Origin of the sequence: Robertmurraya kyonggiensis (assembly GCF_005116465.1) — a bacterium.
Classification (GTDB): Bacteria; Bacillota; Bacilli; order Bacillales; family Cytobacillaceae; genus Robertmurraya; species Robertmurraya kyonggiensis.
Window position 1 is genome coordinate 146955 of sequence record NZ_SWBM01000001.1, and the last position, 14821, is coordinate 161775.

Annotated in this window: 15 protein-coding genes; 12 read left to right on the top strand and 3 right to left on the bottom strand. The window is 39.1% G+C overall.

Going from position 1 to position 14821, the window contains the following annotated elements; all coding sequences use genetic code 11:
* The first annotated feature begins 105 nt into the window (after window positions 1-105).
* Both FA727_RS00810 and FA727_RS00815 read left to right on the top strand, forming a co-directional pair.
* Window positions 106-1245, top strand: coding sequence for a DUF445 domain-containing protein (locus FA727_RS00810; RefSeq protein ID WP_246041645.1), 1140 nt, complete (start codon window positions 106-108; stop codon window positions 1243-1245).
* Between the two features lie 79 nt (window positions 1246-1324).
* Window positions 1325-1675: a YlbF/YmcA family competence regulator gene (locus FA727_RS00815; protein WP_136828848.1), complete on the top strand. Its 351-nt coding sequence runs from the start codon at window positions 1325-1327 to the stop codon at window positions 1673-1675.
* A 59-nt stretch (window positions 1676-1734) separates the two neighbouring features.
* Here FA727_RS00815 and FA727_RS00820 read toward each other — a convergent pair whose 3' ends face one another.
* Window positions 1735-1935 carry an alpha/beta-type small acid-soluble spore protein gene (locus FA727_RS00820; protein WP_136828849.1) on the bottom strand — a complete coding sequence of 67 codons (201 nt, stop codon included), beginning with the start codon at window positions 1933-1935 and terminating at the stop codon, window positions 1735-1737.
* A gap of 232 nt (window positions 1936-2167) precedes the next feature.
* On the opposite strand from FA727_RS00820, the gene FA727_RS00825 reads away from it, so the two are divergent.
* On the top strand, window positions 2168-3034 hold the full coding sequence (locus tag FA727_RS00825; RefSeq protein WP_136828850.1) for a Cof-type HAD-IIB family hydrolase: 867 nt from the start codon (window positions 2168-2170) through the stop codon (window positions 3032-3034).
* A gap of 140 nt (window positions 3035-3174) precedes the next feature.
* Here the strand turns inward: FA727_RS00825 and FA727_RS00830 are convergent, their stop codons facing one another.
* Window positions 3175-3381 (bottom strand): hypothetical protein, encoded by a 207-nt coding sequence (locus FA727_RS00830; protein ID WP_136828851.1) that lies wholly within the window; start codon window positions 3379-3381, stop codon window positions 3175-3177.
* Between FA727_RS00830 and FA727_RS00835 the strand changes: the two genes are divergently transcribed.
* The 5 genes from FA727_RS00835 (at window position 3370) to FA727_RS00855 (ending at window position 9533) form a co-directional block, all read left to right on the top strand.
* Window positions 3370-4881, top strand: a complete 1512-nt coding sequence (locus FA727_RS00835; protein WP_136828852.1) for a coproporphyrinogen III oxidase — start codon at window positions 3370-3372, stop codon at window positions 4879-4881. The genes FA727_RS00830 and FA727_RS00835 overlap by 12 nt on opposite strands.
* A 132-nt stretch (window positions 4882-5013) precedes the next feature.
* A complete protein-coding gene (locus FA727_RS00840; RefSeq protein WP_194138513.1) occupies window positions 5014-6624 on the top strand; it encodes a long-chain fatty acid--CoA ligase in 1611 nt (536 codons plus the stop codon).
* 235 nt (window positions 6625-6859) lie between these two features.
* Window positions 6860-7645 (top strand): helix-turn-helix transcriptional regulator, encoded by a 786-nt coding sequence (locus FA727_RS00845; protein WP_136828854.1) that lies wholly within the window; start codon window positions 6860-6862, stop codon window positions 7643-7645.
* A gap of 84 nt (window positions 7646-7729) precedes the next feature.
* Complete coding sequence (locus tag FA727_RS00850; RefSeq protein ID WP_136828855.1) at window positions 7730-8635, top strand: TraB/GumN family protein; 906 nt, start codon at window positions 7730-7732, stop codon at window positions 8633-8635.
* 106 nt (window positions 8636-8741) lie between these two features.
* Window positions 8742-9533 carry an enoyl-CoA hydratase gene (locus tag FA727_RS00855; RefSeq protein ID WP_136828856.1) on the top strand — a complete coding sequence of 264 codons (792 nt, stop codon included), beginning with the start codon at window positions 8742-8744 and terminating at the stop codon, window positions 9531-9533.
* A gap of 43 nt (window positions 9534-9576) precedes the next feature.
* Here FA727_RS00855 and FA727_RS00860 read toward each other — a convergent pair whose 3' ends face one another.
* On the bottom strand, window positions 9577-10746 hold the full coding sequence (locus tag FA727_RS00860; RefSeq protein ID WP_136828857.1) for a PucR family transcriptional regulator: 1170 nt from the start codon (window positions 10744-10746) through the stop codon (window positions 9577-9579).
* Window positions 10747-10883: 137 nt separating this feature from the next.
* Between FA727_RS00860 and FA727_RS00865 the strand changes: the two genes are divergently transcribed.
* The 4 genes from FA727_RS00865 to FA727_RS00880 are packed head-to-tail and all read left to right on the top strand — an operon-like array spanning window position 10884 to window position 14811.
* A complete protein-coding gene (locus tag FA727_RS00865) occupies window positions 10884-12251 on the top strand; it encodes an aspartate aminotransferase family protein (protein WP_136828858.1) in 1368 nt (455 codons plus the stop codon).
* Window positions 12229-12906 (top strand): CoA transferase subunit A, encoded by a 678-nt coding sequence (locus FA727_RS00870; protein WP_136828859.1) that lies wholly within the window; start codon window positions 12229-12231, stop codon window positions 12904-12906. The genes FA727_RS00865 and FA727_RS00870 overlap by 23 nt, the downstream gene beginning before the upstream one ends.
* Window positions 12891-13553 carry a 3-oxoacid CoA-transferase subunit B gene (locus tag FA727_RS00875; protein ID WP_136828860.1) on the top strand — a complete coding sequence of 221 codons (663 nt, stop codon included), beginning with the start codon at window positions 12891-12893 and terminating at the stop codon, window positions 13551-13553. Before FA727_RS00870 ends, FA727_RS00875 begins: the two co-directional genes overlap by 16 nt.
* Window positions 13546-14811, top strand: coding sequence for a peptidase (locus FA727_RS00880; protein ID WP_136828861.1), 1266 nt, complete (start codon window positions 13546-13548; stop codon window positions 14809-14811). The genes FA727_RS00875 and FA727_RS00880 overlap by 8 nt, the downstream gene beginning before the upstream one ends.
* Window positions 14812-14821 lie beyond the last annotated feature (10 nt).

The window sequence follows — 14821 nt, forward strand, 5'->3', positions numbered from 1 at the left end:
GGTAGAGTGAAAAATAGGCAAGAGTCGGTATAGAGTAATGTATGATATATGCGGATATTTGGTGCCTAGAAGGGTTCCTTATATGAAGATGGAAGGTAGATGGAGATGAGTATTTTTTATACGATTTTATTTATGGTGATTATTGGGGCAGTTATTGGAGGCTTTACGAATCACCTAGCAATAAAAATGTTATTTCGTCCATATAATGCTGTTTATATTGGTAAATGGAGAGTGCCATTCACTCCTGGAATCATCCCAAAACGGAGGGATGAGCTTGCGAGTCAAATGGGAATTATGGTCGTTCAACATCTGTTAACACCTGAAAGTATTCAGAAAAAGTTTTTGAATGAGAGTTTTCAACAAGAAATGACGAAGCTTGTTCAAAAAGAGCTAGCTAAGTTCCTTACAAGTGAGGAAAGTTTAGAACAACTGATGGAACGTATTGGTTATACAGATAGTCAGATGAAGCTGAAAGAAGAGTTAGATGCCTTTTTTGAGAAAAAGTATGATCAGCTCATGGATAAATATAGAGAGCGCCCTCTTAAAACGGTTTTATCAGATGAAATTTTAGAAAAAATTGATTCGAAAATTCCGCAAATCAGTGGCTACATATTAGCAAAGGGGAGAGATTATTTTGCCAGTGTGGAAGGAGAGCTCCGGATTGATCGAATGGTCAATGATTTTGTAAAAGAACGGAGCGGAATGCTTGGGAACATGCTACAAATGTTTTTAGGAAATGTCAATTTAACCGAGAGAATTCAAAAAGAGATCATTAAATTCTTAAATAGCGAGGGAACAAAGGATCTAGTCACAACCCTTTTAAGAAAAGAATGGGATAAGGTATTGGATTGGCAGGCTGAGAAGGTTGAAGAGCAATTCGGCAAAGAGCAGTTAGTCAAAACATTAAAGCAATGTTTACACAAAGTCATACGTGTAGATCAAGTGTTAGCCACTCCGATTTCAACATTAACAGAATCTTATAAAGAAAGAATCATTGAAAACGTAGCTCCGACTGCTGTACAGATGTTTGGAGGGTGGTTATCTAATCGTATTGAGGATTTGATGAAACGACTCCATTTAGCTGATGTTGTGCGCGAACAGGTAGAGTCCTTCTCCGTTCAACGTATAGAGGAAATGGTCTTATTGATTACAAGTCGAGAGCTAAAGATGATTACGTATCTAGGGGCCCTACTTGGTGGATTGATTGGACTATTCCAAGGTGTAGTAATGCTGTTCATCGGGTAGTCAGATGTCACCGTGTGCATTTTCCTTCATAGTTTGTTATAGTGGTATGGATTGTGATGAATAAGGAGTTGGAAATTAAATGGCAGTGAATTTACACGATGCAGCTTATGAGTTAGAAAAGGCGATTCGCAATAGCAATGAGCTAAATGAGTTAAAAAAGATGTACGATGCTGTGAACGCTGATGATACAGCACGCACAATGTTTGAGAACTTTCGTAACATCCAAATGCAGCTTCAGCAAAAGCAAATGATGGGTGAAGAAATTACACAAGAAGAAGTTGAACAAGCGCAAAAATCTGTTGCTTTAGTTCAACAACACGAAATGATTGGAAAGCTTATGGAAGCTGAACAACGTATGAGCGTTATCATTACTGAATTAAATCAAATCATCATGAAGCCTCTTGAAGAGCTTTATGGTTCTGCTGAATAATAAGGATAGGAAGACCCCGCTGATTTAGCGGGGTCTTTTTTATGAGGTTTTTCAATTTTTTAAAACTTTCCGCCAAGCTGTTGCTCAGCCATTTGTACAAGACGCTTTGTAATTTCTCCACCAACCGAACCATTTGCTCTAGAAGATGTATCTGGGCCAAGCTTAACGCCAAATTCTGATGCAATTTCAAATTTCATTTGATCAATTGCTTGCTGTACTCCTGAAACGACTAGCTGGTTTGAACTGTTGCTTCTTGCCATGTAAATCATCTCCTTGGTGTATTTGTTTGGTGCTACATTTCTAGTTATGTTTCATATTTTATTTCTTATTCATAGATGAAGTATGGTAAATTTTACAAAATTATTTTGTGCGTGTAAAAAATGTCCTAGTTGCTTGTTCTAATTAGGTTTTTTTTCTCATAAAAGTGTATTAGATGGTCTTTTCTTTTTCGAATAGGACCTTTTAGGACAACAAAGAATGGGGGCATTAAGGGTGATATATAAGCTACTAGCTATAAATATCGATGGAACCTTGCTGCAATCAAATGGCAGGCTCCATAAATCAACGAAAGAAGCAGTTGATTATGTAAGGGAAAAAGGAATCTATGTAACACTAGTAACATCAAGAAGCTTTCCATCTGCCAAAAAGGTTGCAAAAGCATTGAAACTAGACTCTGTCCTTGTCACACATCGTGGAGGTTACATTGCCCAAGAGCAAGAAGAACCACTCTTGGCAAAAAGGATTAATGAAGATATAACGTTTGAAATCGTGAGACTTCTAGAGGGCTTCCATTGCCAAATTAGATTGGTTCATGAAAACTACTCACTTGCGAATAAACTAAAAATGAATAACAATTTACTGGCAAAGACCGTTGTGAATTCAGGAGACCCACTGTTTTATCCACATCAATTTGTAGATTCTATTAGCGATACGATTATGGATGATCCAAGTGCTCCTCCTAAAATAGAAGTGTATTTCGAAGAAAAAAGTGATTTACAAGATGCAGAGAAGGCGATTCAAGGGATGTTTTCCGAGGTGGAAACGTTAAAGCTATCTGATTTCCGCTTGGAAATTGTTCCGCGTGGAGTTTCGAAGCTATCAGGGCTTCTCTATTTGGGTCAGCAATTAGGCATTAAGCGAAGTGAAATGGTCGCCATTGGTGACGCGATTGACGATATTGAGATGATTGAAGCAGTCGGTCTTGGGGTGGCCATGGGAAATGCACCTCTAGAGGTGAAGAAGGCAGCCGATTGGATTACTCGCTCTAATAATCAAAAAGGTGTCGGCTACATGGTGAAAGAACATTTCCGTAAGCAACAGCCGATTGAATTTTTGAAGAAGATGAATATTATTCGATGAAAGCAGGCACAGGGGGCCAGCCCCCTTGGCCTGCTTTTTTGGTGGTTTAGGTAATTACCGATTTCGCTGTTGGATAACTTTGTCATAGAATGTATCTACGTTTAGCTCCAGCGCCTAGCCCCTCTTTTGAAAAATACAAATCAATTTTTCATTGGTCGCTTCAGACCAGATGTTGAAGTTGAAGAACAAACTTCATCATCTGGTCCTCCAGCGCTTGTCGGGGCTGAGCAAGGCGCTTGCGCTTTTGTTCCGAGTTTTTCCGAATTGACCTTATTTGCTCCGAATTGTACACTTAAAGTAATTTTGCGTGCGAAACTAAAGGAGAGAGCAATACGTTGTATATTCATATAAATGGCCTCAAAGATGAGCGCTTTGTTAGACCACTACAGTTAATCGCCAATTTGTTTTTTGAAGAGACGAACGTGTCTTTGGAAAAAACAGAGGGCGAACCTGATTTCGTTATTGATTTTGAATTAAAGGTTGGGCAACAGGTAAAAGTACAAGCGACATTACATGATGCAGATGGTCAAACCTATCAAGCTCAATATGAAAAAGAGATGCCCCGTGAGGCAACGGAAAAAGAACAATTTAAAGTTTTCAAAAATACCGTAGCTCATGTGTATTTAACTGTACTTCAGGATTACACAAAAATGGTGCAAAAGTGGGGGATTTTAACAGGAATCCGCCCTACAAAATTATTGCATAAGTCACTTCAAGAGGGACTTTCAAAAGAAGAGGCTCATAAAAAGCTGAAGGCTGATTATTTAATTACCGATGAAAAAATCCAATTAATGCAAGATATCGTTGATCGCCAGCTAGCTGTTGTTCCTGACCTATACGATCTTCAAAATGAAGTCAGTATCTATATCGGAATTCCTTTTTGCCCAACAAAATGTGCGTATTGTACATTCCCAGCCTATGCGATCAATGGCAGACAAGGTTCAGTGAATTCATTCCTTGGCGGTCTTCACTTTGAAATGAGAAAAATCGGGGAATGGCTGAAGGAAAACGATGTGAAGATCACAACGGTCTATTATGGTGGAGGAACTCCGACGAGTATCACAGCGGAAGAAATGGATATGCTGTATGAAGAAATGTACACGTCGTTTCCAGACGTGAAAAATATACGAGAAGTAACGGTAGAAGCGGGTAGACCAGACACGATTACTCCAGAGAAGCTGGAAGTTTTGAAGAAATGGAATATTGACCGCATCAGTGTTAACCCACAATCCTATACACAAGAAACATTAAAGGCGATTGGGCGTCATCATACCGTGGAGGAAACAATTGAAAAATTCCATCTTGCAAGACAGATGGAAATGAATAATATCAATATGGATTTAATCATTGGTTTGCCTGGAGAGGGAGTTGCAGAATTCCAGCATTCTCTTGATGAAACTAAGAAGCTAATGCCTGAGTCATTAACTATTCATACCTTGTCCTTTAAGCGTGCTTCTGAAATGACGAGAAATAAAGACCGTTATAAGGTTGCGAGTAGAGAAGAAATCATTGAGATGATGGACCTCGGTGAAAAGTGGACGAAGGAACACGGATATGCACCGTATTACTTGTACAGACAGAAGAATATTTTAGGAAACCTTGAAAATGTCGGTTATTCTCTTCCGAATCAAGAAAGCATCTACAACATTATGATTATGGAGGAACAGCAAACGATTATTGGACTTGGTTGTGGGGCTGCAAGTAAGTTTATCGATTCTGATGGAAAAATCATGCATTTTGCCAATCCGAAGGATCCGAAAACGTATAACGACAGCTTTGAGGATTACACAAATAAGAAGATTGAAATTCTTAATGATATTTATAAAAACAGTGCCCTTGCGAAATAAGCAAGGGTTTTATTTTTATAAAATCGAAAGGATTTTCCCTGTGAAAGTAGAATGTTTTAAGAGGTCATACATAATATTTTACAGGCACCTAAATGAAAACGGTTTCTAATTGAAGGGAGGACGAAAAAAATGATGATGCAAACACCTTTAACAATGACACAAATGATTAAACGAGCAGAGAAATTTTTTCCGAAGAAGCAAGTGATTTCACGGACATCGAAAGGAATTGTACGGCTCACCTACAAAGAAATTGCAGAAAGAACCAGAAGGTTAGCAGACAGCCTGCAAAAGCTTGGCGTTGAAAGAGGAGACAAGGTTGGAACCCTTGCCTGGAACACCCATCGCCATCTCGAAGCCTATCTTGCCATCCCTTGTAGCGGCGCGGTCATCCACACGATCAACATTCGTTTAGCACCTCAGCATATCTCCTACATTATTAATCACGCAGAAGATAAAATTCTACTTATTGACGCAGATCTTATTCCACTCATTGAAAGATGCAAAGATGAACTAACATCGGTCAAAGCATTCGTCATCATGACGGATGAAGACGAGCTTCCCGAAACAAGCCTTTCACCTGTCTATCATTATGAACAATTAATTGCGAGCGGAAGCAATGACTATGAGTATCCAGATAATATTGATGAAAATGAACCGGCAGGAATGTGCTATACCTCTGCGACAACGGGAAATCCAAAGGGTGTTGTCTATACGCATAGAAGTAATGTCCTGCACAGCATGGCTCTTGGTATGGCGGATAGTATCGGATTAAGTGAGAAAGATGTGGCGATGGCGATCGTACCAATGTTTCATGCAAACGCATGGGGGCTGCCGTTTGCAGGTGTTTGGTTCGGAACAACGCTGGTTATGCCTGGACCATATTTTACCCCAAAAATATTGGCAGAGTTAATTGAAGAGGAGAAAGTAACTTTTTCCGCTGGTGTTCCTACGATTTGGCTAGGGATGTTAAAGGAACTAGAAGAGAAAGAATATGATATTAGTAGTCTTAGAGCCGTTCTTTGTGGCGGATCGGCTGCTCCTAAATTTGTTATTCGGGCGTTTGAACAGAAATACAATATCCCTTTTTTGCATGGTTATGGCATGACCGAGACAAGTCCGCTCGTGGTGGTATCTACGTTGAAAAGCTACCAAGAAGAATTGTCTTACGAAGAACGGCTTGACCTCCGTGCGAAGCAAGGGATTCTGGTACCAGGCTTAGAGATTAAGATTATTGGACAAAACGGGGAAGTGGCCTGGGATGGAAAGGAAATGGGGGAACTTCTAATCCGTGGACCTTGGATTGCCTCCGAATATTACAAAGATGAGAGAACAGTAGATGCTTTCCGCGATGGCTGGCTGTATACAGGGGATGTTGTCACCATTGATGAGGAAGGATTTCTTAATATTGTCGATCGAACAAAGGATTTAATTAAGAGTGGTGGAGAATGGATTTCATCGATTGATCTTGAAAACGCGTTAATGGCACACGAAGCTGTCTTTGAGGCAGCGGTTGTGGCTGTACCCCATGAACAATGGCAGGAGCGCCCAATAGCTTGTGTTGTGTTAAAAGAGAATAAGCAAGTGACAAAAGAAGAATTACTCGAATTCTTAGCCCCGCAGTTCGCGAAATGGTGGCTACCAGACGACATTCTATTTATGGATGAAATTCCGAAAACGTCAGTCGGGAAGTTTTTGAAGCGTGCGTTGAGAGATCAGGTGCAGGATGAGCTACAAAAGAATTGACCAATAAAATAGACAGAAAACAAAGTGCTTGGATAAATCCAGGCACTTTGTTTATTGGGGATAATAATCAACCATTAAATCTTGCAATTTTCTAATAGCTAAATTAAGTTCCTCAGTTCCCCCTAATTAATCCATATTTTTTTGGAAATAAAACACATAGCAACTAATAGTTGCTTAACAAAAAAATGATAAATATGGTATTTTTAAACAAATAAGCAGAAAGGAGAATATCAAAATGCCGCTACAAGAATTGCTGAAGTTATACCGTGAAAAAAATAATTTCACACAAGAAGAACTAGCAAAGAAATTAACCGTTTCACGTCAGGCTGTTTCAAAGTGGGAAAATGGTAACAGTTTTCCAGACGTATATAACTTAATTTTATTGAGTGATTTGTATGATATTTCTTTAGACGAGTTAATTAGAGGTGCAGTATACTTCCCGAAACCATTTATAGTGGGAAAGAAAATCACTAAGAAGTATATTTTCATTGTGGGATTCCTTGTGACAATTTTTTGTTTTTCTCTCCTTTTTACTCTTGAACTACTTGCACCTTTTTGGTCCCTCTCCATAGCTTTGTGTACTTCTTATATATTGTTACCTACATTTATTGAACCTTATTGGGTCATCACAAAGAAGGGGATAGTGTATCAGCATTTTCCGAAATATATAGATAAAATTAAATATACATCTATGGTTCTATTCGGAAAGGAAACAACTTATGGAACAACACTTTCTTTTAACACAATTCTTTCCATCGCTATTGTTTACGAAAAAAAATCTAGAATGAGTCCGATGGATATTAATCCAGATGATTTATATATCCGAATCTGTCAACAAGATGGTACAACTATAAATTTGACATTACATGATAATCTTCTTCCTTATTTACCCCAAGCTATATCTTATTTTGAAAAAAAGAAAATAACCGTAACAGATAAAAGTAAAGTGACTCAAGCAATTATGAGTGAAAAAACTCTATATGAAGAAATGCATGGTTTAGAATCAAATGAGCATTTATAGACAGCTTATTACAGGCGTAGAATTATCAAAATCAATAAGTGAAAATGCTATTTAAATTAACATTAAAAATGGAGAGGAAGAATAATGTCTAGTTCATTTAAAAAATTGTTATTACTATCAATCTTGTTTTTCTTACTTGTTGGCTGCTCAATTAATAGCAAATATGGAAACACCCCAACAAATCATAAACTAATCGCTTATAAAGTTGAAAATGAAAGAGGGCAGCATCTTTATGTATTAGGTACGATCCATGCTGGTGAAGTTGAAAGATACCCATTTAGAGAAGAAATTGAATCTGCTTTTGATGAAAGTGATTACTTTGCGGTTGAAATCGATGTTACTAGTACAGAAAATGTTGTAATGGATATGAAAGCCAATGCAATAAAAGATTTGAATGTTAGTGAAGACGCTTTAGCTCATTTAAAAAAAGTAAGTGAGACTTATCCCAAAACTGTTAGTAGGCTTACGATGAGCTATGATAATTTGTTGAATTATAATGCCTTTACGATTGAATCGTTAATGGGAACAGCAGCTATTTCCAAATTGGGTCATAGCTCTACGTATGGAATTGAATATTATTTTTTAGACAAGGCAAAACATGAAAATAAAGAAATTGTAGAAATGGAAGGACCTACATACCAAGTTGATCTAATGCAAGAGTTAAATAAATCTTATGCTGATTTTATGCTTAGACATTTATTATCATATGAGGATAGTGTTTCCACTTATGAAAAAGAAACTCAATTTGTCTTAGATGGTGACGTAGAATCACTAATAAATATAATGTATCCCAAAAACGATAATAGTAGGGAACAAGGGTACTATGATGCGTTTATCTTTAATCGAAACGACACGATGACTAATTTAGCCAAAGAATACATTGCCAGTGGAGATACTTATTTTATTGCCGTAGGTGCAGGGCATGTAATTGGTGAAAGAGGGATTATTCAGCAATTAGAACAGCAAGGATATAAGGTAACCAGATTATGATATAGAATGAATAATAAGAAAATACAAAAAATATTAGAAAAAGGCTTATGTAATCGTTTCATATTCCTTTATAATGGAGTTGAAGACAAAGGGGAGGGGAATGAAAATGACAATTGAATTCCTGACAAATACAGTGAAAGTCGACGTAGATGGACGAGTTGCCACGATTCAATTGAATCGCCCAGAAAGTTTGAATTCGATTAATGCAGAAATGATTAAAGAACTAAGCTACAGTCTTAAGGAGATTAGCAACTCTGATGAGATTGATATTGTCGTCTTGACTGGGAATGAACGTGCGTTTTCTTCAGGTGGAGACATTAAAACAATGCTAAGTGAAAATGCAAATGAAAACGATTTCTATGTAGTTATGGATAGTATAAGTGAGCTGATGGTCACACTTCATAACTTGCCAATGCTGACGATTAGTGCGATTTCAGGTGCTGCAGCGGGATTGGGGTTGAGTATTGCGCTTGCAACAGACTACATACTTGCCGACAAAAATAGTAAACTAGCAATGAATTTTATCGGAATTGGTCTGATTCCAGATGGTGGAGCCCACTTCTTCCTAGAAAAACGTCTTGGTGAAGATCGTGCCAAGCAACTCATTTGGGAAGGTAAAGTGTTGTCAGCTGAAGAAGCTGTGAATATGAAACTAATTCATGAGGTATCTGAGAATTACAAGGAATCCCTACAGAAAAAAGTAGAAGAGTGGTTAGGGAAGCCAGTGAAAGCAATGATTAAGACAAAAAAGATTTATGCTGAAAAAAATCGTCCACAGCTTTTAAAACTTCTTGAACTTGAAAAGCATGGTCAGTTTGCGATGAGACAAACGAAAGATCATAAAGAAGGCATTGCTGCATTTTTAGAAAAGAGAAAGCCAAACTATATAGGGAAATAAGGTTAAGAAGGTCTGTATTCAAGGAGAATACGGACCTTCTTATTTAACTACTAAAATACTTCTCTAGCTTATAAGCAGCAATAGCAAGCTGTATCTTTAATCTTTCATCAACAGAGCCAGTGTTTAAGCCGAAGCGATTTTCGATTTGCTGTAATCGGTATTTTAGCGTGTGACGATGAATAAAGAGTTTTTCGGCAGTCGATTGGAGATTTAAGTTTTGCTGAAAATAAACCTCTAAAGTATGAATGTAATCAATGCCTTTATTATTCGATAGTAGTTCTCCAATTTGCTCCTCGTAAAATTGCTTCAAACTAATGCCCAATTCCTTCATTTGCAGTAATAAATGAAAGGTGGCCAAATCATCATAATGAATAATTTCCTTTTTTGTTGATAAAAGGTTTGCGAGATCAACAGCGTATTTCGCTTCTTTTGCACTTTCACTCAATTGGTTAGGAGTGTCATAGGATTTTCCGATGCCAATTATAATCGAAATTTGAGGATTTTTTTCCTTCCATTTTAGTAAAATTTCCTCCGCCAAATCTAGGCTGTCCTGTTTCAAACTTTTTCTCTTTTCAGAATGTACTTCTGTAAGAAGAGTCAATCCATCCAATCCAGTTCGAAGCAAAAATTGACGCTCTTTTAGCTCCATCATTCGGAAAAAATGGTGGTAGAGAAGGTCTAAATGTTCCTGACTAAACTCATTATCTAATTTTATTTGCAGCACTACTTGACTTAGTGAAAGATTAATTCCTAATTTTTTCCCTCGTTCGTGAAGAATGGCTGAGGAATGAACGTAGTTGTTGATTAGATCTTCTAGAAACGTCGTCTCCATTTGTTTATGTAAAATTTCCTGAAGAATGCTTTTGGTGACTGTTGAAAAGTTAAGCTCTGTTGGTAGCTCGATGAGAGGTAAGTGATGTTTGTTGGCAAGAGCTAAGAAGATTTGTGGGATTTCTTTTAAATAAAAGCCACTGTAAATGGCAATGCCAGATAGTCTCTTCATTGCGAGAAGCTTTTGAAAATGTAAGCTGTTTTCATTGAGGCCATAACCAGTGGTAATTAAAAACTCCCCTTGCTGAAAACGATTGATGTCCTCAATCACTTCAACAATTGTGACCCAATTTATTTGATTATGAAGGCCGGTTGCTCCTGCTAAGAGCTTGGTAGATTTCATAACAGGTAAGTTTATGGCCTCATGAACTGTAATACTCATTGGATTCCCTCCTGCTAAGGGCTATTTATACACATTGTATAATAAAAGATTGATATTTTACATGGATTTGTCGTATTCAAATTATCTTATCCCTCCCATAAGATAAAAATAACAATACACATTCAGGGGGGAGCGGCGTGGAACACTCCTATTTAATAAAACCGATGTTAGCAAGTCACTATCCAACTGCTGTATACGGAAAAGGTATCTATATTTATGATGAAGACGGAAAAGCCTATCTTGATGGTTCTTCAGGGGCTGTGACAGCGAGCATTGGTCATGCTGTACCTGAAATCATTAAAGCAATGACCAAGCAGGCCGAAAAGATATCCTTTGTCTATCGTTCCCAATTTACAACAAATGAAGCGGAGCAATTGGCTCGAACGTTGAGCGAAATTGACTTTATTAAGGATGGTCATTACAGTTCTTTCTTCGTTAATAGCGGTTCTGAAGCGACAGAAACGGCGATGAAAATTGCGATTCAGCATTGGCAGGAGCAGGGCAGACCAACGAAAAATAAAGTAATCTCCAGATGGACTAGTTACCATGGCATTACGATGGGAGCTCTATCCTTATCAGGCCATTCAGAAAGAAGACACCGTTTTGTTTCCCTATTAGATGACCTTCCAACCATTCCAGCACCTTATTGCTACCGATGTCCATTTAATCAAACCTATCCAAGCTGTCAACTCAAATGTGCTTCTGATCTAGAAGCTGCGATTCATCGAATCGGTGCCGAGCATATTGCAGCTTTTATTGCTGAACCAATTATTGGGGCAGCTGGAGCAGTGATCGTTCCACCGGACGGGTATTATGAGCGAATCAAAGAAATATGTGACGAGAACGAAATCCTTTTTATAGCTGATGAAGTCATGACTGGCATCGGAAGGACTGGAAAGACCCTTGCTATGGAGCATTGGAATGTCATCCCGGATATTATTGCCCTTGGGAAAGGTATGAGTGCAGGCTATACACCGATTGCGGCTACTCTTGCAAGTGAGAAGGTACTGGATCCGATTCTACAAGGCTCCAAGATTGTCATGAGTGGGCACACATATAGTGCTAATCCTCAGTCTGCAGCGGTTTCCCTCGCTGTTCTAGAGTATATTGAAAAGCATAATTTAATAAATGAAGCAGAAGAAAAAGGAGCTTATTTACTTGCTGAACTGCAAAAATTGGCTGAGCATTTTTCGATGATTGGCGACGTTCGTGGAAAGGGTTTAATGGTTGGGGTTGAGTTTGTTTCTGATTCTTTGAGTAAAACTCCTTTTCCGAAAAAACTTGATATAACTAATTCGATTGTATTGGCGGCAAGAGATAAAGGGTTATTAATCTACCCTGCTTCGGCTGGGATCGAAGGGGGAGAAGGAGATGCCGTCATCATTGCTCCTCCATTAACGATTAAGAAAGAAGAGATCGATCAGTTAGTCGAGCTTTTTAAAAAAACGATAACAGATATTCAAAAAAGTAAGGAGGTCCATCATGACGAAGGTAGCCTCACTTGAAAAAGCTCTCTCTTTTATTACAGATGAATGTGTCTTAATGTACGGCGGTTTTGGCGGTGTTGGAAATCCACCGACAATAATAAACGGAATTCTGGAAAAAGGCGTGAAGGACCTAATTTTAATTGGAAATGACGCAGGATTTCCGGAAATCGGTATCGGAAAAATTGTCAGTCGAGAGCGAGCGAAGAAGCTTATTACGACCCATATTGGTTCTAATCCGATTGCAGGAAAGCTAATGGTTGAAGGAAAGCTGGAGGTAGAATTCTGTCCGCAAGGGATTTTAGCTGAAAGAATTCGAGCTGGTGGTGCGGGACTTGGAGGCATTCTTTCCGATATCGGGATTGGGAGCGTGATTGAAAAAGGAAAGCAGAAGGTGTTGGTAGGTGGAAGAGAGTTCTTGATTGAAACGCCTCTCCAAGCAGATGTAGCCATTGTTCATGCTAAGAAAGCAGACACCTATGGAAATCTCATTTATGACAAAAGTGCCCGAAATACGAATCCTATTGTAGCGACAGCAGGAAAAATCACAATTGCTGAAGCGGAAGAAATTGTAGAGGTTGGAGAACTCGACCCAGAGTCAATCATCACTCCTGGAATTTATGTCGATTTCATTGTTCAAAGTAAGGGGGTGGACTGGAAATGGGCATGGGAGTAGATATACGCAATCACATTGCGAGACGGGCTGCGAAAGAAATCAAAGATGGCATGATTGTGAATTTAGGTATTGGTATTCCTTCTCTCGTTTCTAATTATCTTACTCCAGATATACGCGTCATGTTTCACTCTGAAAATGGAATTCTTGGCATGGGAGAGTCACCTGAAAAAGGGGAAGAGGATGCAATGCTTTGTAATGCAGGAGGATTTCCAGTCACGATTCTTCCGGGTGCCTCTTATTTTGACAGTTCCACAGCCTTTGGCATGATTCGTGGTGGTCACCTAGATATTACGATTCTTGGAGGTCTTGAGGTGAGTGAAAAAGGCGATTTGGCCAATTGGGTTATCCCAGGCAAACGAGTACCTGGCATTGGCGGTGGGATGGAGCTTGCGGAAAAAGCGAAAAAGGTCATTGTGCTAATGAGTCATGTCAATAAAAATGGAGAACCGAAAATTTTAAAGGAATGTACTTTACCTCTAACTGCGAAAAACTGTGTTGATTTGATTATTACGGACATGGCGGTGATGGAGGTAACGGAAAGTGGCCTTATCTTAAAAGAAGTGATGGAGCCTTACACAGTGGAAGATGTGGTCAAAAGTACCGGTGCTCCATTAACCATTCGAATGGAGGGGAACGAATTTGACTGATCTTAAGGAGCAAATCAACCAATGGCTCGCAGACAATCGGAAAAGAGGAATTCAGCTCTTACAGTCGTTTGTCCAGGCGAGGAGCATTCAAGGATTAGAAAAAGATGTCCAAGAACTTGTAATTGCTGAGCTTGAACGTATGGGACTTGAAGTGGATGTGTGGGAACCAGACGGCAAGGAGTTGGCTCAGAGTCCATATTTTGCTTCTTCTAGAAGTGAGTTCACAGGAAGTCCGAATGTGGTCGGTGTTTTAAAAGGAAGTGGGGAAGGCCGTTCGATCATCCTCAATGGTCATATCGATGTTGTCCCAGAGGGAGATATGAATAAATGGGAAGACGACCCATATAGCGGCAAAATCATCAACGGGAAACTGTATGGTCGTGGAACAACGGATATGAAAGGTGGCAATGTTTCATTGCTTTTAGCCATCCAAGCCATTCAAGCACTAGGAGTCCGATTAAAAGGGGACATCATTTTTCAAAGTGTGATAGAAGAAGAAAGCGGCGGAGCAGGCACATTGGCGACCATTTTGAGAGGATACAAGGCAGATGCAGCACTTATTCCTGAACCGACGAATATGAAAATTTTTCCGAAGCAGCAGGGCTCGATGTGGTTCAGAATTCATGTGAAGGGACAATCGGCTCACGGAGGAACTCGCTATGAAGGTGTGAGTGCGATTGAAAAAAGCATGACTGTGGTTGAGCATATTTTGCAATTGGAAAAAGTTCGGAATGAACGAGTGACTGATCCGCTGTATGAAAGGATTCCGATTCCTTTTCCTATCAATATGGGCAAAATCTCGGGAGGAGACTGGCCATCCTCGGTTGCCGATTTAGTTCAAATCGAGGGCCGTATGGGCGTTTCGACGGAGGAGACAATGGATGAAGCCAAAGAGGAGATGGAAAAATGGATAGATCGGTTAAAAGAAATAGATCCTTGGTTTGAAACGCATCCTCCGAAATTAGAGTGGTTTGGGGCGAGATGGCTACCAGGTGCAATTGATATCGAACATGAGCTTATGCAAACGCTTAGTTCAAATTACAAAGAGGTTTTAAAAGAGGAACCGATAATTGAAGCTTCGCCTTGGGGAACAGATGGTGGACTATTAACGAATGCTGGGAATACACCTTCTGTCGTCTTTGGTCCTGGAGTGACAGAAATGGCCCATTTTTCAAATGAATATATTGAGCTTGATAAAATGTTTGTCGTAGCGGAGATAATTGCACTTACTTTACTAGAATGGTGTGAAATAGAATAGGAGGTTCCTA

Bases quoted from the DNA above. Each gene is read 5' to 3' on its own strand.
- FA727_RS00810 (WP_246041645.1), top strand. From the start codon at position 106: ATGAGTATTTTTTATACGATTTTATTTATGGTGATTATTGGGGCAGTT.
- FA727_RS00815 (WP_136828848.1), top strand. From the start codon at position 1,325: ATGGCAGTGAATTTACACGATGCAGCTTATGAGTTAGAAAAGGCGATT.
- FA727_RS00820 (WP_136828849.1), bottom strand. From the start codon at position 1,935: ATGGCAAGAAGCAACAGTTCAAACCAGCTAGTCGTTTCAGGAGTACAG.
- FA727_RS00830 (WP_136828851.1), bottom strand. From the start codon at position 3,381: ATGAATATACAACGTATTGCTCTCTCCTTTAGTTTCGCACGCAAAATT.
- FA727_RS00840 (WP_194138513.1), top strand. From the start codon at position 5,014: ATGATGCAAACACCTTTAACAATGACACAAATGATTAAACGAGCAGAG.
- FA727_RS00845 (WP_136828854.1), top strand. From the start codon at position 6,860: ATGCCGCTACAAGAATTGCTGAAGTTATACCGTGAAAAAAATAATTTC.
- FA727_RS00850 (WP_136828855.1), top strand. From the start codon at position 7,730: ATGTCTAGTTCATTTAAAAAATTGTTATTACTATCAATCTTGTTTTTC.
- FA727_RS00855 (WP_136828856.1), top strand. From the start codon at position 8,742: ATGACAATTGAATTCCTGACAAATACAGTGAAAGTCGACGTAGATGGA.
- FA727_RS00860 (WP_136828857.1), bottom strand. From the start codon at position 10,746: ATGAGTATTACAGTTCATGAGGCCATAAACTTACCTGTTATGAAATCT.
- FA727_RS00870 (WP_136828859.1), top strand. From the start codon at position 12,229: ATGACGAAGGTAGCCTCACTTGAAAAAGCTCTCTCTTTTATTACAGAT.
- FA727_RS00875 (WP_136828860.1), top strand. From the start codon at position 12,891: ATGGGCATGGGAGTAGATATACGCAATCACATTGCGAGACGGGCTGCG.